The sequence below is a fragment of the Blastococcus sp. TF02-09 genome (assembly GCF_003319105.1).
GTDB lineage: Bacteria > Actinomycetota > Actinomycetes > Mycobacteriales > Geodermatophilaceae > Blastococcus.
The window spans coordinates 137,222-158,403 of the sequence record NZ_QOHH01000010.1; the positions used below are offsets into that span (position 1 = coordinate 137,222).

The 21,182-nt window shown below is 72.3% G+C and carries 25 protein-coding genes; 12 read left to right on the forward strand and 13 right to left on the reverse strand.

Annotated features, from left to right (window positions below; genetic code table 11):
- The first annotated feature begins 79 nt into the window (after positions 1-79).
- The 5 genes from DQ239_RS15600 (at position 80) to DQ239_RS15620 (ending at position 4,556) form a co-directional block, all read left to right on the forward strand.
- On the forward strand, positions 80-1,276 hold the full coding sequence (locus DQ239_RS15600) for a helix-turn-helix domain-containing protein (RefSeq protein ID WP_113835330.1): 1,197 nt from the start codon (positions 80-82) through the stop codon (positions 1,274-1,276).
- Positions 1,273-1,854, forward strand: coding sequence for an alpha/beta hydrolase (locus tag DQ239_RS15605; protein ID WP_113835331.1), 582 nt, complete (start codon positions 1,273-1,275; stop codon positions 1,852-1,854). The genes DQ239_RS15600 and DQ239_RS15605 overlap by 4 nt, the downstream gene beginning before the upstream one ends.
- Positions 1,851-2,978, forward strand: a complete 1,128-nt coding sequence (locus DQ239_RS15610; protein WP_113835332.1) for a CoA transferase — start codon at positions 1,851-1,853, stop codon at positions 2,976-2,978. The genes DQ239_RS15605 and DQ239_RS15610 overlap by 4 nt, the downstream gene beginning before the upstream one ends.
- 191 nt (positions 2,979-3,169) lie before the next feature.
- Positions 3,170-4,063: a hypothetical protein gene (locus DQ239_RS15615; RefSeq protein ID WP_113835333.1), complete on the forward strand. Its 894-nt coding sequence runs from the start codon at positions 3,170-3,172 to the stop codon at positions 4,061-4,063.
- Between the two features lie 175 nt (positions 4,064-4,238).
- Positions 4,239-4,556: a hypothetical protein gene (locus DQ239_RS15620; RefSeq protein WP_113835334.1), complete on the forward strand. Its 318-nt coding sequence runs from the start codon at positions 4,239-4,241 to the stop codon at positions 4,554-4,556.
- 46 nt (positions 4,557-4,602) lie between these two features.
- On the opposite strand, the gene DQ239_RS15625 is transcribed toward DQ239_RS15620, so the two are convergent.
- Genes DQ239_RS15625 through DQ239_RS15640 form a run of 4 tightly spaced genes read right to left on the reverse strand, consistent with a single transcriptional unit; the run spans position 4,603 to position 8,369 of the window.
- Positions 4,603-5,208: a class I SAM-dependent methyltransferase gene (locus DQ239_RS15625; RefSeq protein WP_113835335.1), complete on the reverse strand. Its 606-nt coding sequence runs from the start codon at positions 5,206-5,208 to the stop codon at positions 4,603-4,605.
- Positions 5,209-5,218: 10 nt separating this feature from the next.
- Positions 5,219-6,781 (reverse strand): FAD-binding oxidoreductase, encoded by a 1,563-nt coding sequence (locus DQ239_RS15630; protein WP_113835336.1) that lies wholly within the window; start codon positions 6,779-6,781, stop codon positions 5,219-5,221.
- 56 nt (positions 6,782-6,837) lie between these two features.
- Complete coding sequence (locus DQ239_RS15635; protein ID WP_113835337.1) at positions 6,838-7,287, reverse strand: pyridoxamine 5'-phosphate oxidase family protein; 450 nt, start codon at positions 7,285-7,287, stop codon at positions 6,838-6,840.
- Positions 7,284-8,369 (reverse strand): DNA polymerase IV, encoded by a 1,086-nt coding sequence (locus DQ239_RS15640; RefSeq protein WP_233489332.1) that lies wholly within the window; start codon positions 8,367-8,369, stop codon positions 7,284-7,286. The genes DQ239_RS15635 and DQ239_RS15640 overlap by 4 nt, the downstream gene beginning before the upstream one ends.
- 232 nt (positions 8,370-8,601) lie before the next feature.
- Between DQ239_RS15640 and DQ239_RS15645 the strand changes: the two genes are divergently transcribed.
- Positions 8,602-9,954, forward strand: coding sequence for a DNA polymerase IV (locus DQ239_RS15645; protein ID WP_113835338.1), 1,353 nt, complete (start codon positions 8,602-8,604; stop codon positions 9,952-9,954).
- Positions 9,955-10,021: 67 nt separating this feature from the next.
- Here DQ239_RS15645 and DQ239_RS15650 read toward each other — a convergent pair whose 3' ends face one another.
- Complete coding sequence (locus tag DQ239_RS15650; protein WP_233489344.1) at positions 10,022-10,267, reverse strand: helix-turn-helix transcriptional regulator; 246 nt, start codon at positions 10,265-10,267, stop codon at positions 10,022-10,024.
- 121 nt (positions 10,268-10,388) lie between these two features.
- On the opposite strand from DQ239_RS15650, the gene DQ239_RS15655 reads away from it, so the two are divergent.
- Together DQ239_RS15655 and DQ239_RS15660 are read left to right on the forward strand one after the other, a co-directional pair.
- Positions 10,389-10,871, forward strand: coding sequence for a hypothetical protein (locus DQ239_RS15655; RefSeq protein WP_147252138.1), 483 nt, complete (start codon positions 10,389-10,391; stop codon positions 10,869-10,871).
- Between the two features lie 155 nt (positions 10,872-11,026).
- Positions 11,027-11,425, forward strand: a complete 399-nt coding sequence (locus DQ239_RS15660) for a hypothetical protein (protein ID WP_113835341.1) — start codon at positions 11,027-11,029, stop codon at positions 11,423-11,425.
- A gap of 39 nt (positions 11,426-11,464) precedes the next feature.
- Here DQ239_RS15660 and DQ239_RS15665 read toward each other — a convergent pair whose 3' ends face one another.
- A complete protein-coding gene (locus DQ239_RS15665; RefSeq protein ID WP_113835342.1) occupies positions 11,465-11,890 on the reverse strand; it encodes a metalloregulator ArsR/SmtB family transcription factor in 426 nt (141 codons plus the stop codon).
- Positions 11,891-12,029: 139 nt separating this feature from the next.
- Here DQ239_RS15665 and DQ239_RS15670 point away from each other — a divergent pair, with 139 nt between their 5' ends.
- Together DQ239_RS15670 and DQ239_RS15675 are read left to right on the forward strand one after the other, a co-directional pair.
- On the forward strand, positions 12,030-12,437 hold the full coding sequence (locus DQ239_RS15670) for a four-helix bundle copper-binding protein (RefSeq protein WP_113835343.1): 408 nt from the start codon (positions 12,030-12,032) through the stop codon (positions 12,435-12,437).
- 144 nt (positions 12,438-12,581) lie between these two features.
- Positions 12,582-13,190 carry a DUF305 domain-containing protein gene (locus DQ239_RS15675; protein WP_199583056.1) on the forward strand — a complete coding sequence of 203 codons (609 nt, stop codon included), beginning with the start codon at positions 12,582-12,584 and terminating at the stop codon, positions 13,188-13,190.
- Positions 13,191-13,236: 46 nt separating this feature from the next.
- Here the strand turns inward: DQ239_RS15675 and DQ239_RS15680 are convergent, their stop codons facing one another.
- From DQ239_RS15680 to DQ239_RS15690, 3 genes are all read right to left on the reverse strand, one after another.
- A complete protein-coding gene (locus DQ239_RS15680) occupies positions 13,237-13,860 on the reverse strand; it encodes a DUF305 domain-containing protein (RefSeq protein WP_113835344.1) in 624 nt (207 codons plus the stop codon).
- Between the two features lie 88 nt (positions 13,861-13,948).
- Entirely contained in the window at positions 13,949-14,413 is a 465-nt protein-coding gene (locus DQ239_RS15685) for a DUF6153 family protein (protein ID WP_135145106.1), read from the reverse strand.
- 47 nt (positions 14,414-14,460) lie between these two features.
- Positions 14,461-16,629 carry a copper-translocating P-type ATPase gene (locus DQ239_RS15690; RefSeq protein WP_233489335.1) on the reverse strand — a complete coding sequence of 723 codons (2,169 nt, stop codon included), beginning with the start codon at positions 16,627-16,629 and terminating at the stop codon, positions 14,461-14,463.
- 154 nt (positions 16,630-16,783) lie between these two features.
- On the opposite strand from DQ239_RS15690, the gene DQ239_RS21215 reads away from it, so the two are divergent.
- A complete protein-coding gene (locus DQ239_RS21215; RefSeq protein WP_255410869.1) occupies positions 16,784-16,915 on the forward strand; it encodes a hypothetical protein in 132 nt (43 codons plus the stop codon).
- A gap of 249 nt (positions 16,916-17,164) precedes the next feature.
- Here the strand turns inward: DQ239_RS21215 and DQ239_RS15695 are convergent, their stop codons facing one another.
- The 4 genes from DQ239_RS15695 to DQ239_RS15710 all read right to left on the reverse strand — a co-directional run bounded on the left by DQ239_RS15695 (position 17,165) and on the right by DQ239_RS15710 (position 19,830).
- Positions 17,165-17,920 carry a F510_1955 family glycosylhydrolase gene (locus DQ239_RS15695; RefSeq protein ID WP_113835347.1) on the reverse strand — a complete coding sequence of 252 codons (756 nt, stop codon included), beginning with the start codon at positions 17,918-17,920 and terminating at the stop codon, positions 17,165-17,167.
- Positions 17,921-18,134: 214 nt separating this feature from the next.
- Positions 18,135-18,758, reverse strand: coding sequence for an isoprenylcysteine carboxylmethyltransferase family protein (locus DQ239_RS15700; protein WP_113835348.1), 624 nt, complete (start codon positions 18,756-18,758; stop codon positions 18,135-18,137).
- Entirely contained in the window at positions 18,755-19,531 is a 777-nt protein-coding gene (locus DQ239_RS15705) for a cation transporter (RefSeq protein WP_113835349.1), read from the reverse strand. Before DQ239_RS15705 ends, DQ239_RS15700 begins: the two co-directional genes overlap by 4 nt.
- A complete protein-coding gene (locus DQ239_RS15710; protein WP_233489336.1) occupies positions 19,528-19,830 on the reverse strand; it encodes a metalloregulator ArsR/SmtB family transcription factor in 303 nt (100 codons plus the stop codon). The genes DQ239_RS15705 and DQ239_RS15710 overlap by 4 nt, the downstream gene beginning before the upstream one ends.
- Positions 19,831-20,072: 242 nt before the next feature.
- On the opposite strand from DQ239_RS15710, the gene DQ239_RS15715 reads away from it, so the two are divergent.
- Entirely contained in the window at positions 20,073-21,182 is a 1,110-nt protein-coding gene (locus tag DQ239_RS15715; protein ID WP_147252139.1) for a hypothetical protein, read from the forward strand.

The following is a 21,182-nucleotide window of genomic DNA, read 5'->3' on the forward strand; positions in this document are numbered from 1 at the left end:
CCAACCTGAGCGTCAGTTACCTGTGTGCCGCACGTGAATCCACCGCTATGTTCTGTTCCCTGCGAACAAGAGGGGTGTGATGGACGTCGAGCTGGGTCTGCCGCCCGCCGTCGCCGACGCGATGCGCCGTCAGCTGCCCGCGGTCGCCGAGGAGACCGTCGCCGCGATCGTCGTCGAGGTGCCCAGCTACGCCGACGCGTTCAGCGGCGAGATGGGCCGGACCATCGAGAACGCCGTCCAGCTGGCCCTGGGCGGCTTCCTGATCCTGGCCTCGGCCGGTGCGGAGGGCGACGCCAGCACGCCGATCCAGCCGGCCTTGGACGGCGCGTACGCGCTGGGCAGGGGCGAGGCGCGCAGCGGCCGGTCGATGGACGCCCTGCTCGGCGCCTACCGGGTGGGCGCCCGGGTCTCCTGGCGGCACATGGCCGCCGACGGGGTGCGCGCCGGGCTGTCCGCCGAGCAGCTGGCGCGGTTCGCCGAGCTGGTCTTCGCCTACATCGACCAGCTCTCGGCGGCGAGCGTCGCCGGCCACAGCGACGAGCTGGCCACCACCGGCCGGGTCCGCGAGCGCTACCTCGAGCGGCTGGCCAACCTGCTGCTCACCGGCGGCTCGAGCAGGGACGTCGAGGCCGCCGCCGAGCGGGCCGACTGGCCCCTGCCCCGCACGCTGACGGCGGTGATCGTGCCCGAGGCCCGGGTGCGGACGGCGCTCGGCGCGCTCGACCCGCGGACGCTCCGGTCGACCCTGGAGGTGGCCGGACCGGAGGGGACGGGGGAGCTGGCCGCCCTGCTCGTCCCGGACGCAGAGGGGCGCTCCCGGCCGGCGTTGATGCGGTCGCTGCGGGAGGCCGAGGCGGTGGTGGGCCCGGCGCGGACGTGGGACGAGGTCGACCTGTCCTACGCGCGGGCGCTGCGGACCCGTCAGCTCGGGCTGTCGGCGGGCCACGGCGGGCCGGTGGACACCGAGGAGCGGCTGACCGAGCTGGTGCTGCGGGCCGACGAGTCCGCGCTGGCCGACCTGCGCGCCCGGGCCCTGGCCCCGCTCGCCGACCTGGGTGAGAGCGCCCGGGAGAAGCTGACCGAGACGCTGCGCTCCTGGCTGCTGCACCAGGGCCGCCGGGACGCCGTCGCCGCGGAGCTGTTCGTCCACCCGCAGACGGTGCGCTACCGCATGACCCAGCTGCGCGAGCTGTACGGCGCGCGCCTGGAGGAGCCGGACACGGTGCTGGCGCTGGTGCTCGCGCTGGGCGTCGAGAACGGACAGGGGAAACCGTGAGCTTCCTGATCGTGCACGGCTGGCAGAACTCCCGGCCGGAGGGGCACTGGCAGCACTGGCTGGCCGGGCGGCTGCGGGACGACGGGCACGAGGTCCGCTATCCGCAGTTCCCAGAGCCGGACGAGCCGGTGCCCGGCGACTGGCTGGCCCTGCTGCGGTCGGAGCTGGGCGAGCTCGGTGGCGACGGCGAGCGGGTGCTGGTCTGCCACAGCCTCGCCGTTCTGCTGTGGTGGCGGGCCGCGCCGTCGCTGGGCGCCCTGCAGCCCGACCGGGTGCTGCTGGTGGCACCGCCGTCCGCGGACGTCCTGCGGGGCTTCCCGGAGGTGGCCGCGTTCGCGCCCGAGGGCATCGAGCGCACGCCCCTGCCCGCCGACCTGGTCGCCCGCACCCGCCTCGTGGCCGCCGACGACGACCCGTACTTCCCCGGCGGCGCGGCCTCGCTGTACGCCGACCGGTTCGGCCTCGACACCGACCTCGTCCCCGGCGGCCGGCACCTCGACCTCCCCGCCGGCTACGGCTCGTGGCCCGCGGTGCTGGCCTGGTGCACCGACCCGTCGGTGCGGATCACCGGCCGATGACCGGCCTGCCGGCCGAGGTGGCCCGGGCGACCGGGGTGCCGCTGGACGTGCCCGTCGACGTCCGCGGGAGCACCGGGCTGGGGGGTCCGCTCGCCGTCCCCGACCTCGTCGTCGGCGCGGTCGCGGCGCAGCTGGCCGCCGCGCGGCTGCTGACCGGCGACCGGTCCCCCGTCCGGCTCGACGCGGCGCACGTGGCACTGGCGGTGCGCAGCGAGCGCTTCGCGCGGCTGGACGGGCGGCCAGTGGGCCTCGGGTTCGCGCCGCTGTCCCGCTTCTGGCGGACCGCCGACGGATGGCTGCGGCTGCACGGCAACTACCCGCACCACCGGGCGGCCGCGGCGTCGGTGCTGGGATCGGACGACGTCGCCGCGGTGGCCGAGGCCGCGGCGACCTGGACCGCCGAGGCGCTGGAGACCGCCGTGGTCGCCGCCGGGGGTGCGGCCGCCGCCGTCCGGACGCCGGAGGAGTGGGCCGCCTCGCCGCAGGGTCGGGCCGTGTCGGGACTGCCGCTGCTGGCCCTGCGCCGGACGGCCGACGGCGCCCCGCGGCGAGCCGGGCTGCGCGGGCTGCGGGTGCTGGACCTGACGCGGGTGATCGCCGGCCCGGTGGCCACGCGGGTGCTGGCCTCTAACGGCGCCGACGTGCTGCGGGTGGACGGGCCGCGGCTGCCCGACCAACGCGACGGGCTGCTGGACACCGGCGCCGGTAAGCGGCACGTGGTGCTCGACCTCGCCGACGCACGGGACCGGGCGACGGTGGAGGAGCTGCTCGCGGCCGCGGACGTGGTGGTGCAGGGGTACCGGCCCGGGGCGCTGGACGCGTTCGGCCTGGACCCGGCGGCGTTGGCGCAGCGGCATCCGCACCTCGTCGTCGTCCGGCTCTCCGCCTGGGGGACCAGCGGACCGTGGGCCGGCCGGCGCGGCTTCGACTCGCTGGTGCAGGCGGCGACCGGCGTCGCGACGGTGTGCGGCACGTCCGGGGAGCCCGGCGTGCTGCCCGCGCAGGCGCTGGACCACGCCACGGGCTACCTGGCCGCCGCGACGGTGCTGGCGGCGCTGCTGCGGCAGCGGACCGACGGCGGCGGCTGGTCCGGGGAGCTCTCGCTGGCGCAGACCGCGCAGTGACTGCTCGCGGCGCCGCGCGACGCCTCGGCTCCCGGCCCGGTGCCCGATCCCGGCCCCTGGCTGCAGACGCTCCCCTCGACGGACGGGTCCGTCACGCTGGTGGCGCCGCCCGGCTCGCCACCGTGGACGACGGGGGCCGTGCTGCCACCGGAGGCCGCGCCGGAGTGGCTCCCCCGGGCAGGATCGGCGGCATGACCGTGGACCTCGCCGCCGCAGCCGGCTTCCTCGCCGGGCACGGGCGGGTGCTGGACCGGCGCCGCTTCGACCTGCTCACCGGCTCCGGGAGCGCCGAGGCCGTCGTGGCCGCGGTCGACGGCTACCGGAACCCCGACGGCGGCTACGGCTGGGGGCTGGAGCCGGACCTGCGCTCGGGGACCAGCCAGCCCGGCGGCGCGCTGCACGCGCTGGAGGCCTTCGCCGACCTGGCCCCGGCGACGACGCCCCGGGCCGCGCAGGTGTGCGGCTGGCTGGCCTCGGTCGCCCTGCCCGACGGCGGCCTGCCGTTCGCGCTGCCGGTGCCCGATCCGGTGGCGTGCGCGCCGTTCTGGGCGCAGGCGGACCCGGCCACCTCGTCGCTGCAGATCACCGCGGTGGTGGCGGCCACGGCGTACCGGGTCCCGGGCCTCGACCCGGCGGTCACCCCGTGGCTGGCGCGGGCGACGGCGTACTGCTGCGACGCGATCCGGGCGCTGGAGCCGTCGGTGCACGCCATGGAGCTCGCCTTCGCCGTCCAGTTCCTCGACGCGGCCGGCCGGGTCGGGGGTGCCGTCGCCGGCGAGGCGCGCGAGCTGCTGGACCGGATGCGCCCGCTGATCCCCGCCGACGGGCTGCTCCACGTGGCCGGCGGTGCCGACGACGAGTTCATGCGCCCGCTGGACTTCACGCCGTTCCCCGGCGGGCCGGCCCGCGAGCTGTTCGCGCCGGCCGTCGTCCAGGGGGAGCTGGACCGGCTGGCGGCGGGGCAGCAGGCCGACGGCGGGTGGACCGTCGACTTCGACAGCTACTCCCCCGCCGCCGCGCTGGAGTGGCGCGGGCACCGCACGGTGAACGCGCTGGTGCTGCTGCGCGCCAACGGCCGCCTCTGAGGGCGTCGACGTGGTGCGCGGATGCGTCACTCCCGCGCCCCGTTACGGCACATCAGCGCACCCGGTCCGGAATTCGCAGGTTCCCGGCCGCTTCCGGTCAGCCCGGCGGCAGGTACGACGGCGACTCTCGTCCTCGAGCGGTCCACCGAGACCGACGATCGAGAGGAGCACGCACATGGACGAGACCCTGGACCCGCAGGACCGACCGGAGCGCCCCGGACGTCGCGCCTGGGTGCGCACCGTCGGCCTCGTGGGCGGCGGCCTGATCGCCGGCGGCATCCTCGCCGGCACGATGTCGGCGAACGCGGCCACGGACGACAGCACCACGACGCCACCGTCGGTCACCCAGGAGCAAGGCACCACGACCGACGGCGGCACCGCCCCCGGGGACTGCCCCGAGGGCGCGGGCCCCGGCGGGTCCGGCAGCAGCGCGCCGTCGGACCAGGCGGCTCCGGACAGCAGCACGAGCAGCAGCGCCGCCGGCGCCGCCTGACCGGGTGGCGCGGCCGTCCCCGGACCGGCGGCCGCGCCACCCCCGGTCAGACCGGTCGGAGCACCGCGACGAGGAAGTCGGCGTCCGGCGTGAACGGCCGCAGATCCCAGGTGGACAGCAGCAGGTCCGCGGCCCAGCCGACGGCGACGGCGTCGGCCAGGAAGTCGTCGAACTCGTAGCCGCGGCCGGCGCCGAAACCGATCGCCGCGCGTCCGTCCGCCGCGACGTGCGCGCGCATCCGCCGCAGCACCTCCCGCCGGGTGCTCACCGCCAGGAAGGCCATGACGTTGCCGGCGCAGACGATGGCGTCGAACGGCTCGGCGATGCCGTGGGCGGGCAGGTCCAGCTCGGCGAGGTCACCCACCAGCCAGCGCGGGCCGGGGTGGTCCTCCTCCGCGGCGGCGATCAGCACCGGGTCGGCGTCCACCCCGACCACGTGGTGCCCGACCTCGTGCAGGTGCGCGCCCACCCGGCCGGGACCGCACCCGGCGTCCAGGACGCGGGATCCGCGGGGCAGCATCGCGTCGACCAGCCGGGCCTCGCCGACGAGGTCCATGCCCTGCTCGGCGAGCGTGCGGAAGCGCTGCACGTAGGCGGCCGAGTGCTCCGGGTCCTCCTCGGTCATGCGCATCCATGCGCTCTGCTCGGTCACGGCTCCCGTTCTACACGGGGTCGACGAGCACCCCCGGGTTGAGCACTCCGGCCGGGTCGAGCGCGGCCTTCGCGGCCCGCAGCGCGACGGCGAACGGCTCGGGGCGCTGCCGGTCGTAGCCGGGGCGGTGGTCGCGGCCGACGGCGTGGTGGTGGGTGACCGTGGCGCGCAGCCGCGTGAGCACCTCCATCGCGGCGCTCTTCACGTCGTCCCACATGGCCACCTCGGAGCCGGGCCGCCCCACCCCGACGACGGTGACGTACGGCGCGGGCCCGTCGGGGTAGACGTGGGTGAACCGGCAGGTGACCAGCCCCGGGGCTCCGGTCACCTCCCGCACCGCGGCGCCGACGTCGGCCTGCACCGTCGCGTACAGCTCGTCCACCCGGTCCCACGTGGTCGCCGTCTCGAAGGTCTCCACGACCGCGCTCATCCGGGCCAACCCGTCGCGGCCGTACGGGGCCCGCAGGAACGACGAGCGCCACGCGTCGGCGGCGGCGTCGCGGGGCCCGTCCCGCCGGGGGGCGACCACGCCGCCGCAGTCCTGCGCGAGCGTGGTCAGCTCCTCGAGCCGGCTCTCGACCGGATGCGCGGCCGACTCGACGCCGAGCACGAGCACGCACGCCCCCGACGTCGACGCGCCGGAGAGGGCCGCCTCCCCGGCGTCGAGCAGCCGGCAGTTCGCCGGATGGAGGCCGGCCTGCGCGATCGTGCGGACGGCGGTGATCGCGGTGGTCATGTCGGCGAAGCTGACCGACGCCGAGGCCTTGAACCGCGGCCGGTCCTGCAGCCGCATCCACGCCTCGGTGATGACGCCGAGCGTGCCCTCCGAGCCGAGGAACAGCCGGTCGGGCGAGGGGCCCGCGCCCGAGCCCGGCAGCCGCCACGACTCGCTGGTGCCCACCGGCGTGACCACGCGCAGGGACTCGACCAGGTCGTCGATGTGGGTGAGCAGCGTGGCGTAGTGCCCGCCGGCGCGGGTGGCCAGCCAGCCGCCGAGGGTGGAGAACTCGAAGCTCTGCGGGTAGTGGCGCAGGGTCAGGCCGTGCGGGCGCAGCTGCTCCTCCAGCACCGGCCCGAGCGCGCCGGCCTGGATGCGCGCCGCCCGGCTGGTGCGGTCGATCTCCAGCACCCGGTCCAGCGCGGTGAGGTCCATCGAGAGCCAGGGCCGGCTGCCGCGGTACTCGACGCCGCCCACCACCGAGCTGCCGCCGCCGAAGGGTACGACGACGACGCCGGCCGAGCCCGCCCAGTCCAGCAGCCGCACGACGTCGTCCTCGTCGGCGGGGTGGGCGACCGCGTCCGGGGCGCCCGGCAGCTCGCCCGACAGGGCCCGGACGACGTCGCGGTAGGCCTTGCCGTAGGCGTGGCGGGCGCGGTCGTCGTGGTCGGTGGTCACCGGCAGCCCGGCGGGGGCGGTGACCCGCGAGGTGGGCAGCACGACGTCGGCCAGGTCCGGCACCGGGCGTGGCCGGTCGGGCAGGCCCGGCAGCGCCGCCGCCCGCGCGATGCACTCCTCGTCGGTGAGCGCCTGATCGGTGGTGCCCCACCCCCACCACGACCGCGTCGCGCCCATCCGTCCCGCCCTCCGTCGCCGTGCCCCTCGCCCCACCTCACCAGATCGGGCCGCCGTCAGGTCCGCACGCGGTCCTCCACGCCGCGGCCGGGGTGCCACGACCGGATCCGCAGCGCCGACCGGTCCTCGGTGAGGCCGGTCCAGACCACCTCGGTGAGGTCCAGCCGGAACACGTGGGCGGCGTCGCCCTGCCGCTGCTCTTCGATGGCGCGGCCGGCGACCTTCGCCTCACCCGGCCAACCCGCCCCACCCTCGCCCGGATCGGTCGTGGGGCTGTGCACCGCGAGCCGTGGGTCGCGCTGCAGGTCGCGGGCCTTGAACGCACCGGGCATGGAGCCCAGCCGCAGCTCGCCGTCGTCGGAGAACTCGACCTCGGTGCCGCTGATGCGCGGCGCACCGTCGGCGCGGAGGGTCGCCATGGTCGCGTGCTTCCCGGCGAGGAACGCCGCACGCACCTGCGCCGCCAGCTCGGGCGCCGCCTCCTCGACCTGCCGCCAGGACGTCATGCCGGCAGTGTCGCCCCGGGGTCCGACGAAAACGGGTCCGTTCTCCAGTCGGGTGGGTCGGCGGGGTGCAGCGCGGGGTCGTCCGCGGCGAAGGTGCGCACCGGACCGGGCGTCGTCGTCGGCCCCTCGAAGCGCACGGTCACCCGGCCGAGCCCGCGGCCCCACACCCAGCCCGCGCCGAGCTCCTCGTGCCGCACGTCCTGCCCGGGCCACCAGCGCTTGTCCGCGGGCGGCGGCGGCTCGGGCGGTGCGTCTTCGCCGGCGGGCTCCTCGGTGGCGGCCACCGGTGAGCCGTCGTCGTCCTCGGCGAACAGGTCGCCCTGCGCGTAGAGCGACAGCCCCGACACGCCGACGCCGAGCAGCCGGAGGCCGCCCTTGGCACCGGCGTCCGCGAGCAGCCGGCGCGCGATGGCGGCGATCTGGCGGGCGTCGTCGGTCGGCTGGGGGAGGGTCAGCGAGCGGGTGAGGGTGGTGAAGTCGTAGCGGCGCAGCTTGAGGGTCACGGTGCGGCCGGTGACGGCGGAGTCGCGCAGCCGCCGGCCCACGCGGGTGGCCATGGAGTCGATCTCCCGCCCGAGGACGGCGAGGTCGGTGAGGTCGCGCTCGAAGGTCTCCTCGTGAGAGACCGACTTGGCCTCGCGGTCGGGGACGACGGCGCGGTCGTCCTCGGCGCGGGCCAGCGCGTACAGCCCCGCGCCGTGCGCCCGGCCCGCGAGGGCGACCAGGTCGGTCAGCGACCGGGCGGCCAGGTCGCCGACGGTCGCCACGCCCACCTGGCGCAGCCGCTCGGCGGTCGCCGGGCCGACGCCGCCCAGCCGGGTCACCGGCAGCGGGTGCAGCAGGTCGAGCTCGGCGCCCGGCGGCACGACGACCAGCCCGTCCGGCTTCTGCAGGTCCGAGGCGATCTTGGCCATCAGCTTCGACGAGCCGATCCCCACCGAGCCCGTCACCCCGCCGGTGGCCGCGGCGATGCGCTCCTTGAGGGACCGGCCCAGTTCCGTCACAGCGTCGACGGAGAGGTCGTGCCCCCCGGCGGCGAGGTCGACATAGGCCTCGTCGATCGACAACTGTCGGGTGTTCAAGGCGTGTCGTTGTACTGACCTGTCGAACCCCCCTGCCAGGGCGCCGATCATGGTCTGCGGACACCGCTGAGCGCGTTGGCGCCGGTGATGCGGCAGTCCTCAGTGACCTGCCGATGCACCTCTACGACACTGCTCGGCGAGGGCGACCGGCCTTCTCCGGTCACGAGGCGGTGCATGTCAGAGAGCATCCCGCTTCGGGCAGGGTGGATGAAGCAACAGGGTGGGAGGCAGGATGCGCGACACCGCCAGCATCCTCCATCTCGATCTTGATGCCATGTTCTCTGCCGTCGAGATGCGCGACAAGCCGTCTCTCGTCGGGAAGCCTGTTGTGGTCGGCGGAGTCAGAGGACGGGGTGTGGTGGCGACCGCCTCGTACGAGGCGCGGGCCTACGGCGTTCACTCCGCCATGCCCACCGCTGAAGCCCGTCGGCGGCTGCCCTCGGGTGCCGCCTTCCTCGGCGGCCGGTTCTCGGCTTACCGGATGACGTCCGAGGTCGTGATGGCGGTCCTGTCCGAGTTGTCGCCGATCGTCGAGCAGGTCTCGATCGACGAGGCGGTCGTTGACCTTGCTGCCAGGGAGAATGCCGACCTGAGCGTGGCGGGGGTGACCGCGCTGGGTGAAGCCTTGAAGGCGCGGGTGGCGGAAGCGACCGGAGGCGTGACGGCGTCGATCGGAATCGCGTCGTCGAGAATGCTGGCCAAGATCGGCTCGGACTTGAACAAGCCCAACGGGTTGACTGTGGTTGCTCCTGGTCAGGAGTTGGCCGTGCTACATCCACTGCCGGTGACCCGGATCGCCGGTGTCGGCCCGGCCACTGCGGAACGGCTTCGTCAGGTCGGCGTCCGCACCGTCGCCGAACTTGCGAGCAAGTCGCTTCATGACCTGGTGACGCTGTTCGGCAAGGCGCACGGGAACGGGCTCTACCACCTGGCGCGGGCCGAGGACGACCGTCCTGTGGTGCCTTACCGGGAAGCCAAGTCGATCTCGGCGGAGGAGACGTTCGAGCGAGACCTGACCGACATGCCAGCCCTGACTCGCGAGATCGAGTTGCTGGCACAACGGGTAGTTCGTCGGCTCCGCGCCGCGAACTCTTCCGGTCGGACGGTGACCCTCAAGGTCCGGCGCTACGACTTCACGACGTTGACTCGGTCCCTTACGCTGCCGCACCCGACGGATGATCCGACGGAGGTCACCCAGATCGCTCGGCGCCTCCTTGTGCAGGCGGGAGCGACCGGCGGCATCCGCTTGCTCGGCGTCGGTGTTTCTGGGCTGTCCGACTTCGTGCAACAGGACCTCTTCACGGACTCGGTCCCTGAGGATGACGAAGCGGAGGCCCTTGACGAGGACGCCGCTCCCTCACCTGGCGAGGTGGCGCGACCTGTTCAACCTCGCATCTGGCACCCAGGGCAGGACGTCCGCCACGACGAGCACGGGCCGGGATGGGTGTGGGGCAGTGGGCTCAACCGGGTGACCGTTCGATTCGAGGGTCCCGGTACGCCACCCGGCCCAGTGCGCACCTTCTTCGCCGACGACGAGGCGCTCCATCCCTCCGAGCCCCCGGATTGGCGGCGCTCGCCGGAGTGAGGACGGCCCTGGGGTGCTCGTAGTCGCTGACCGACGTCTCAGTTCCGCTGAGAGGTGACGCGACGCCCTAGTCCGGGAGAAGGTCCTGCAAACGGAGGCCGAGCGCATCAGCCAAGGCATAGCCGGTGGCGAGCGTGGGGTTCGAGTCGCCGCGCTCGATGCGCTGGATGTGCTTGAAGTAGACGCCCGAGGCGTGGGCCAGTGACTCATGTGTCAGGCCCGCGTTCTCGCGAGCCGTCTTCACCTTGCCCCCGAGGGCCTTGCGGCGCTCTTCAGAGAGCGCGAGGTGTTGAGCAGTTTTCCCTCCCGGCACGACTGCCAACCGTTCGTGGCTGGAACCGAAGCCACCACCTCATATATGGTCCATCGCTGCGGCAGGCGCCACGTCCGGCGCGAGCCCCAGGGCTCCGCAGAGCCGCTGCTTAGGAGGCGTAATGCGTCCGGCTTACGACGAGTGCACCTGCTGGCGTGCCAGGACGCCTGAGGGGAAGAGCCACCCCGCCGCCTGGCTCAACGCTCATGACCGCATCGCAGTGACCGCAGTCGATGGCTATCGCGTCGAGGGGCGCCCGGCAGGAATGCTCTGGTACACGTCCGAGGACGGCCACGCCCCAGCGCCGGGTCTGTGCATCGATCTGGACGACGGGTCAGAGATGGACGTACCGGTTGCCGAAATCGAGACGGTCGCGCCCCTGGAGACCACGCATCGTGGCGCAGCGACGTGGATGGTTGCGGAAGCACTGGTCCAGCCCTCCCAGATCCCCGAAGGCGGCTTGGACGTCGAGGTGATCGTTGGAGAGCACGAAGTCGTGGAGGTAAGCGTTAAGAGACGTCGCGTGCCATGCGACTCCATGACTCCTCCGGAGCCACGAATCGTCTTCACCCTGGTCGACACCGGAGAACTACCTCGCGCCTAGTGACCGGCTGGCCGGGTGTGGTCCATCGCCATCGCGGATCAGCAGTGCCGCAGAAACCCTCTGCCACACGGATGCGGGCCGCCGAATCGAGCAGCACGGCCTCGACTTCTGGACCGGATGGCCGACGGCCCAGGTTGTACCGGCACTTCCCTGACGTGGAGGCCATCCTGGGTGCCTGGCACGAACGGCAGATCGCCACTCATCTGGAGCACCTGCCGGAGGTAGGGAAGCAGCCGGGCAGCGTCGGACAGCGCCTCGCGGCAGTGCTGGAGACGTACGCGCACCTGTCCGCGCAGTCGCACGGCTCCGACCTCGGAGCGGTCCTGCATCACGGCGAGCACGTCACCCAGGCCCGCCACCGGCTGCGCGACTTCCTGCGCGACCTGATCGCCGAAGGCGTGGCCACCGGAGAACTGCGCGACGACATTCCGGCCGAGGAACTGGCCACCTTCTGCCTGCACGCACTCGGCGGAGCCCGCGACATGCCCTCATCCCAGGGCGTCCGGAGGCTGGTTGCCGTCACCGTGAACGGACTCCGCCCACCGCGCGACTGAGCCGTTTGGCGCGGACCGCCACGACGAGAGGGCCTGGTCCTACTCGCTCAGATTCGAGTCGTGGCCGTCGCCGTCGCCGGTGGCTCGGGACATGGTGACCAGGCGGCGCAGGCAGTGGTCGCGGAGCGGCTCGGGGAAGTCTGCGGCGAGGCGGTAGTAGACGACGCGGCCTTGCTTGCGGGTGGTGACCAGCCCGGCCGTGCGGAGCAGGCGCAGCCCGTAGCCGACTGAGTCCACCGTCGCGTCCAGGGCCAGGGCGATGTCGCCGACGCAGAGTTCCTCGACGAGGTCGAGGGCGTAGAGGATGCGTGCTCGCACGGGGTCGGCGAGCAGGCTCAGCGTGCCCGCCAGCCAGCCAGCATCCTCGGCGCTCAGGCCCCGACTACGGGCGTGGGCGACCCGCGTCGGGTCGACCGGGTGGTCATGCCCGGCGGCGCTGTGCCCGCCGTCGGTCGGCTCGTCCATGGCCACCTCCTACCGCTGACGAAAATACCCGTGCAACCGCACGGGTATCGCCGTGAGTCATCGGGTAGGCGAGCCTTGCTGGGCATTGAGCCGACGGCATCTGGGCCGACGGCCACCAGCCGAAGGAAGGGGCAAGCCGATGACTGTCGCCGCGCAGATGCTGGACACCTACCCGAAGGACCTCGGCGGAGTGGACAAGGACAAGTTGCGGGCCTGCATCGAGGCGTGCTTCGAGTGCGCCCAGGCGTGTACTGCTTGCGCCGACGCCTGTCTGAGCGAGGACATGGTCGCCGAACTGACCAAGTGCATCCGCACCAACCTCGACTGCGCCGACGTCTGCGACAGCACGGGGCGAGTGCTGTCCCGGCACACCGGCTACGACGCCAACCTGACCCGCGCGGTCCTGGAAGCCTGCGCTGCGGCCTGCAAGGCGTGCGGTGACGAGTGCGAGCAGCATGCGTCGATGCACGAGCACTGCCGGGTCTGCGCCGAGGCGTGCCGCCGGTGCGAGCAGGCGTGCCGCGACCTCATCACCTCGCTCGGCTGACAAGCGCCCCCATCAGCAGACCTCCGGGCGCCCGGAACACCAGTCCGGGCGCCCGGACGCCGTCACGGAAATCGCGGCCAGTCAGCAGTGGCAGCAGTCGCGAGGAACGCCCCACACACCGACGAAAGAACGGGGTTCTTTATCATGGCGACGAAGCGCAGCGACGAGACAAACCAGCACGCTCACGGCGACGACCAGCACGACGGCGCCAAGATGGAAAAGAAGATGTACCTGCGCTTCGGCGCGATGATCCTCACGGCCATGGTCGTCATGTACTGGACCATGTTCGCGGGCACGTGGCAGTGGAGCCACGTCCGCTTCAGCGAGAGCCGGGTCTTCATGGCGCTCACCATGGGCGGAACCATGGGGCTGGTCATGCTCGGCTGGATGCTGAACATGTACAAGAACACCAAGGCGAACATCGCCATCGTCGCGGCCAGCCTCGTCCTGCTCGGCACAGGCGTGTTCCTCGACCGCAGCCAGATCCTCGTGAACGACGAGAACTGGATGAGTTCGATGATCCCCCACCACTCGCTGGCCATCACCCGGTCCGAGCGCGCCCAGATTTCCGACGTCCGCGTGTGCGAGTTGGCCCGTTCGATCAGCGAGGCGCAGCGACGGGAGATCCTGGAGATGGAGTGGCTCATTGACGACATCAACCGCAACGGCGATGCCTCGACGCCGGAGGAGGCAGAGGCGCGGGCGGTCCCCGAGTTTCAGGTGTCGCCCGAACGGGACTGCCCGACCGGCTGACCGCCATCGGCGGCGGAGAACACAGTCCGCCGCCGATGGCTGTGGCTCAGCCGCCCAGTTCGGTCAGCAACTGCCGCATCTCGGCGATCTCGCCGTTCTGCGTATCGCGGATGTCGTTCGCCATCTCCAGCGCTTCGGTGTTCTGCCCCTCTCCGGCCTCGGTGGTGGCCATCTCGACGGCGCCGGTGTGGTGCTCGATCATCTGCTCCAGGAAGAGCCGGTCGAACTCCGCGCCTGAGGCGGCCATCAGGGCGTTCATGTCCTCCTCGGACATCATTCCGCCGCCGTGGTCCATGCCGCCGTGGTCCATGCCGCCCATGCCGTCGTCTTCGGCGCCCCACTCCTTCAGCCAGCCGGTGAGGGTGTCGATCTCGGGCTGCTGGGCGGCCTCGATGCGGCTGGCCAGGTCGAGCACGCGCGGGTCCTGCGCCCGCTCGGACGCCATCTGCGCCATCTCGATGGCCTGCTGGTGGTGCGGGATCATGCCCTGGGCGAAGGTGACGTCGGCGTCGTTGAACGCAGCGTCCTCGCTGGCGGACGTGCTGGTCGATTCGGCGCTGCCGCTGTCCATCGAGTCCATGTGCGAGGCGACGGAGTCATCGGAGCAGGCGGTGAGCGCGAGCGCGCCCGCGAGGAGGGCACCGGCGAGCAGAGTGGTCTTGCGGGTCATGTCTATCTCCTGAGGACGGGTCTGAGGGAACGTGCGAAGGCGTCGCCGCAGCCGCGAGGGCTGGGGGCGAGGAGACGCGACGTTCGGCCTAGATCCGCATCAGGCAGAGGGAGTACAGGTCCGGCGGCCGGGGTGGGTGCAGCCCGGCCCAAGAGCCGCCGGTGGTGCGGCGGGTGACTAGCAGTCGGAACTCGGCGAGGCGCCCGGTGAGGACCAGGAGCATCGCGGCGAGCCCGGCGGCAAGGACTGCCAGGCACACCGCCCACAGGTGCCCGGCCGCGTGCGGCGTGCTGTCGTGGCCTGCCGCGAGGGACATGCCGATGGCCGACCCGGCGACGACGGCGGCAGGGGCTGCGGCGGTCATGGCGGCGGTCGACTCCAGAACCGGGCCGAGCCCGGCCCCGTGCAGCACGGGGTCGGGCTTGGCCGGGGTGGTGTGGACGGTGCCATGCGCAGCGGTGGTGGTCCCGGAGTCGGCAGCGGCGCACTGGAGACCGTGCATGGCGAAGACGGCGGCCAGGAGCAGCAGGACCCACCCGCGTCGTCCGCGCATGCTGCTCACCTCCCGTCCTCGCGTCGTTGATCTCAGGTTAGGTCGGGTCAGCGCGACACCGGCTGCGGGGCTCGGGGTGCCGCCGGTTCGGGAGCGGGTGCCTCCGGGGCCTCGGGCAGCCGCAGCCGCTTGAGCAGCAGCGCGTTGACCGCGACCAGGAACGACGAGCCGGACATCGACAGCGCAGCAATCTCGGGCCGCAGGATTAGCCCGAACGCGGGCTCGAAGACCCCGGCGGCGATGGGTAGCGCGATCGCGTTGTAGCCGATCGCCCACCCGAGGTTCTGCCGCATCTTCCGCAGGGTGCCGCGCCCGATCTGCAAGGCGATCGGCACGTCGAGCGGGTCGGACCGCATGAGCACGACGTCGGCGGTCTCGATCGCGACGTCGGTTCCCGCGCCGATGGCGATGCCGAGGTCGGCCTGTGCCAGCGCCGGGGCGTCGTTGACGCCGTCGCCGACCATGGCCACCCGCTTGCCGGACTGCTGCAACTCGGTGATCTTGGCGGCCTTGTCGCCGGGCAGGACCTCGGCGATGACGGTGTCGATGCCCAACTGGTCGGCGATTCGCCGGGCGGTGGCGGTGTTGTCGCCGCTGAGCATGACGACCTCCACCCCGGCCTCGTGCAGCGCGGCCACGGCCGCGACCGAGGTCTCCCGTGCAGCGTCGGCCAGCGCAATCACCCCGACGGCGCGGCCATCCACCGCGACCAGCACCGCCGTCCGGCCGCTACCCGCCAACTCGTCCCGCCGGGCGCCCAGGGACCCGAGGTCGACGCCCTCATCGGCCATCAACTTCGCGTTGCCGACCAGCACCCGACGACCGTTCACTTCAGCGCTCGCTCCGTGGCCGGGCACGTTGCGGAACCGCTCGGCGGCCAGGACAGGGACGCCACGCGCCTGCGCCTCGCGGACGACGGCCTGGGCAAGCGGGTGCTCGGACTCCCGCTCGACGGCGGCGGCGAGGACGAGGAACTCGTCCTCGTTCATGCCCTCGACGACCACGTCGGTGACCTCCGGCTCGCCCTTGGTCAGGGTGCCGGTCTTGTCCATCACCACGGTGTCGATCCGGGCGGCGGCCTCCAGCGCGGTGGCGTTCTTGAATAGCACGCCTCGCTGGGCGCCGAGGCCGGTGCCGACCATGATCGCCGTCGGGGTGGCCAGGCCGAGCGCGTCGGGGCAGGTGATAACCACGACGGTGATCGCGAACAGCATGGCCATGGCGAACGAGGCCCCGGCCAGCAGCCACACCGCCAGGGTCAGGCCGCCGCCGATCAGCGCTACCAGCACCAGCCAGAAGGCGGCGCGGTCTGCCAGCCGCTGGCCAGGCGCCTTGGAGTTCTGCGCCTGCTGGACCAGGGCGACGATCTGTGCGAGTGCGGTGTCCGCGCCCACCTTCGTGGCGCGCACCCGCAGGGTGCCGGTGGTGTTGACCGAGGCGCCGATGACTTCCGAGCCGGTGGCCTTGTGTACCGGCAGGCTCTCGCCGGTGACCATGGACTCGTCGACCTCGGACCCGCCGTCCTCCACGACGCCGTCCACCGGAATCTTCGAGCCGGGCCGGATGAGCAGCAGGTCGCCGGTGACGACGTCGGCGGTGGGCACCTCGACCGGCTGGCCGTCGCGGATAACGACCGCCCGAGGTGGCGCCAACTCCAGCAGCGCCCGGATGGCGTCGTTCGCGCCGCCACGGGCGCGCATCTCGAACCAGTGGCCGAGCAGCACGAAGGCGGTCAGCACGGTGGCGGCCTCGTAGAAGACCTCACCGCCCCCGGTGAGCGTGATGATCAGGCTGTACAGCCAGCCCGCGCCGACCGCGACCGCGACCAGCACCATCATGTCCAGGGTGCGGGCGCGCAACGCGCGGTAGGCGCCGTCGAAGAAGATCCAGGCCGAGTAGAAGATCACCGGCAGCGACAGGATCAGCGAGAAGACGTCGTCGCGCAGCCCAAATGGGGCCGCCGCCTCGAAGCCGAGGACCTCTCGGCCGATCGGTGACCACAGCAGGATCGGGATCGACAGCAGCGCCGCGACCAAGAAGCGGTTGCGCATGTCGCGGGCCATGTCGTCCATCGACATCCCGGCGTGGTGACCGCCATGCCCCATCGCGTCCTGCGGCGTCATCCCCGCGTGCTCGCCATGCCCGGCGTGCTCGCCCTTGGGCTCTGCGGAGGCCGCCGTCATGGCCGCGTGGTCGTGCGGTGCCACCGCGCTCACGGCGGGACGGTGACTGTCGTGTGCCATCGCCTGGTCACGCGGCTCAGCGGCCGGGTCGCACACGTGCTGCGGAACCGACTGTCCGGCGCAGTGGTAACCGCAGTCGCGCACCCAGCCCGCCAACTCCGCCACCGATGTGCGCGACGGGTCGTAAGTGACCGTCGCCGTCTGGGACACCGGATTCGCCTCGACGCTCAGCACGCCGGGGCGCCTGCCCAGCACGCTCTCCGCCACGGCCTTCTCCGAGGCCCAGTGCACGCCGGAGACCTCCAGCACGGTGGTCTGATGCTGCGTTGGCATGACCCGCTCCCTCTCGTCGGTGGGCTGTGCCGCCTCCAAGGCTAGTACCCCCAGGGGGTATTCCACCAGGCCGAAAGTTCTTCGGTCGAGGTCATCATCGGACCGGCACGCCAGCGGCAGGCGCTCTCTCAGCACGGCAGCGGGACGCGGTCCCGCAGAGCCCAAAGCGAGGAGCGAAGAGATCAAGCCGTGCTGCCCCGGCAGCCGACGGGCCAGAGATGCGCCAGCGCGGGGGTCAGCCCGCGTAGCGGGTGTTGAACGAGGTGCCGCCGTCGGTGCTCACGAGGATGGTCGCCGGAGACACCGCGACGTAGATGCTCTCGACACCGTCTCGGTTGTCGACGAGCAGTGCTTCGGGCTCCGCCTGGACCGACCCCTGCTCGGCCCAGGTCGTTCCGCCGTCGGTCGACTCGTGAACGGCGCCGTCCGGCGTGACTCCGTAGAGCGACGAGGTGGCGGGCCAGGCCAGCACGGTGACGCCGGGAGCAGCCGGGACGGCCGTCCAGGTCCGACCGCCGTCGCCGCTGCGCAGCAGGCCCTGCTCGGTGGTCGCCAGAAGCACCTCGGGGTCCTCGGGGTGTACGGCCAGGTCGCGCAGGTTCAGGGTGCTGCGGGTGTCCCAGGTCCGCCCCTCATCGGCGGAGACGAGCAGGCGGCCGGTCGTGGCGTCCCAGCCGTAGATGCGCCCGTGTGCCACGCGGAGGGCGTGGAAGTCGACCTCACCGCCGAGGGAGACGATGTCCCACGTCTCTCCGGCGTCACTGCTGCGGATCAGGCCCAGGTGTGTCGGCAGGTCCTGCTCCTGGAGGTCCGGATGACCCGAGCCGACGAAGGTGTTCGGCCCGGCCACGGTGAACCCCATGGTGTCCTGGTAGCGGTCCGCGACCCGTTCCGCGTCGCCGTCTTCGGGCACTCGGAAGAGGCCGAAGTGGGTGGCCGCATAGAGCAAGCCGTCAGCGGGATCTACGCCGAGCCCGTGCACATGCTCCATCCCGACGTCCACTGCGGACCGAGGCGCGGGGGTGTCCGAACGTTCGGTCGTACAGGCGGTCAGCGACAGCGTCAGTCCGCCTGCAAGGGCGAGAGCGGCGCACCGGCGGAGCAAGGAGGTCTCCCGTCAAGTCAGGGGGTGCGTCGGGCGTGACGCCGCCCGAGCCTACGAGGCTGCCCTGAGGTCAATCCGTGGCGTCGCAGGGGGCATCCGATCAGACGATGCGGGCCTGGGCCGAGTTCGAGGAGTCGCGGCCGACGCCGGGCACGAACCGGCCGGTCCGCGCGGCATACGCGACATACGCGCCACCGTGCACCCGGTGCAGATAGGGCTCCTCGACGGCGCGGACCTGCAACTCCACAGCGGCGATCAGCGCGGCGAGCGCGGCAGCGCTGACCCAGGTCGGCACCAGCAGCAGCATGCCGAACTGGGCGAGCGCCATCGCGGTGAAGATTGGGTTGCGGACGTAGCCGAAGACCCCGGTAGTGACCAGGTCGGTCCGCTCGGCCTCATCGACGCCGATCCGCCAGGACGCACCCATCCCGGTCTGTCCGGCCAGCGTGGCGGCGAACCCGGCTAGCGCCAGGACTAGCCCGACGGCGGCGACGACGGGGTGCGGGTCGGCGGGCACGGTGCCGGTCACGGCCAGCAGCGGACCGGCCAAGCCGAGCACGATCGCGGCGATGAACAGCACGCCGCCCCACCAGCCCGCCTCGGCCGGGGTGCCGGAGATGCCCCGGAAGCCAGTGCTGCCGGTGCGGCGGTGCTGGACCCACGACCGGACACCGAACAGCACCACGAGCGCGACGACGTACAGGACGAGTGCGACGGTGCTCATCGGGTCCGCTCTCTTGTGGTGATCTGGAGGAGGTTCTGCGGATCGGCGACGGCGGCGGGTGTGCAACAGCCGTCGGTGCAGCCGTCCGCGCAAGCGCAGCCGCCGGTGGAGCCCTCGCTGCTGGAGTCCGCGCCGGGGCGGCCGGGGGCGCAGCAGCCCTCGCCCTGCCATGCCTCGATGCCCTCGCGCACGGCGACGGCGGCGATGATCAGCCCGGCGATCGGGTCGGCCCAGCCCCAGCCCAGCGTCGCGTTGAGCACCAGCCCGACGAGCAGTACGGCCGACAGGTACGTGCACAGCAGCGTCTGGGCGGAGTCGGCGACGACCGCGTGCGAGCCGAGCGCGCGGCCGGTGCGGCGCTGCGCCCAGGACAGGAACGGCATGATGATCAGCGAGGCGATTGCGAGGCCGATGCCGACCGGCGACGCTTCGGGCTCGCCGCCGAAGAACAGCGCACGAACCGACTCGAAGGTCACGTACGCGGCCAGCGCGAAGAACGAGAACGCCATCAGCCGCAGCGCCTGCCGCTCGCGGGACTCGGGCAGCCGGTGACGGAACTGCCACAGGATGATCAGCCCGCTGGAGACCTCGACGACCGAGTCCAGGCCGAAGCCGATGAGCGCGACCGATCCGGCGGCGATGCCCGCCGCGACCGCGATGATCGCCTCGAAGACGTTGTAGGTGACCGATGCCCCGGCCAGCAGTTGCGCACGGCGCCCGAGCCGGGTGCGCTCGGCGGCGGTCAGCGTCGGGTGCTCGTGGGTGACGGTCACCGGGCCGCTTCCTCTCCGTAGGTCGGGCACAACGCGACGGCATCGCCGGTCGCGGCCAGCAGGCGTTCGGCCGCAGACAGCACGTCAAGCAGGGTCGCGGTGTGGTTCAGCGACCACATCGACGCACGGCCCTGCGGGCGGGAGGTCACCAGGCCGCAGTCCCGCAGGCACGCGAGGTGCGCCGAGACGGTGGACTGGGCCAGCCCTAGGTGGGTGGTCAGGTCGACGACCTTGTGCTCGCCCAGGGTGAGGTGACGCAGGATCGCGAGCCGCGCCGTGTCGCCGAGGCTGCGGAACATGCATGCCGCAGCGGATAGGGCTGTGGTCTCGTTGACCGCAGTCTCAGTGCTAGCGCTTAGATCCGCTTTCATCGACACGCGGCGATGATAGCGACCGTGCTGGATGGAGATGCAAGATGTCAGTCTGAACAGGTAGGCATCGGTGACCCGATCGGGTGGCCCTACGCCTGTAGATGTGGACGCCTAGTGCCGACGTCCATGATGTGACTTCGCAGGTCAAGCGGACGGGAGGGAGGGTCTCGATGGTCGACCGCAAGCGCGAGGCGGAGATGACCCGCTTCGACTCCTTGCTCTGGCAGTTCGCTGACCTGGGGCAAGACCTCGGCTCCCTCACCGACTCGGTCAGCCGCGCGTCCGGTTCACCGACCGAGGCGATCGCCGTCGAGACGGTGATCGCTGGCGAGGAGAACCCAATCGCAGTGATCTCGGAGGTTGTCGAGGGCGACCTGCTGACGGTCGGATTGGTGTCGCTGCTTCGGGTCGTCGATGAGCGCGGTCCGTTCGTGCTCGGCGCGTGGCCGACCGCGCACGAAGGCGTGTTCCACCTCGTGGGTAGCGTCCCAACGACCGATCCTCGCTGGCAGAGGGTCGAGCGGTGGGTCGCCAACGTCGCTCCCGAGGTCGTCCCGGTCTTCCTCGACCACTATGACTTCACCGACATCGGCACAGCCCTCTCGGAGTTCGGTGAGGTAGAGGTCAGCCGACTGACCGCCCGCAAGCGCTCCGACCAGTCCTCGCTGAACCGTGGCTGGGCTGCCCGCTCGGGCTCCCTGCGCCCGTCGCACCATGAGGCCATCGGCAATGCCGAGGCCGAGGGTGCATCGGTGCGCACCCTGACGCTGCACATCGCCGACCGGATCAGCCTGCACCTGCGTCGGCGCGCTGGTGCCACCTTCTATACCGGCGACTTCGTCCTGTTCGACCGCATCGTCCTCGGCCGTCTGGCCACTGCGGCGAACCGGCGTCGCGCCCTCATGGCCGGACGCCAGCGCCAGATCGACGCCCCACCTCCGGAGCCGATCACCATCCGACTGCCAGGACCAATCCTGGTCGACGCGGAGGCCACGGGAGAGGTCCTCGCTGAACTTGAGCGGCAGCGCGGCATCGCGATCGCGGTCCTGCACCGCAACCCTTACCTGCACGTCGTAGTTACCGACTACTCGGACGGCTCCAACTTCGACGTCTTCGTGACCACCCCGGACGCCATCGAGGTACACCCCGGCTTCCGATCCAGTCTCGGCGCGCTCACCCGCCTCGCGCAGAGCCTCGGCGACCGCTTCGAAGCCCTAGAGATCACCGAAGCGGCACCGCCGGAGCCCGTGTCGCTCGACGACCTGGTCGCGCCGTTCTGA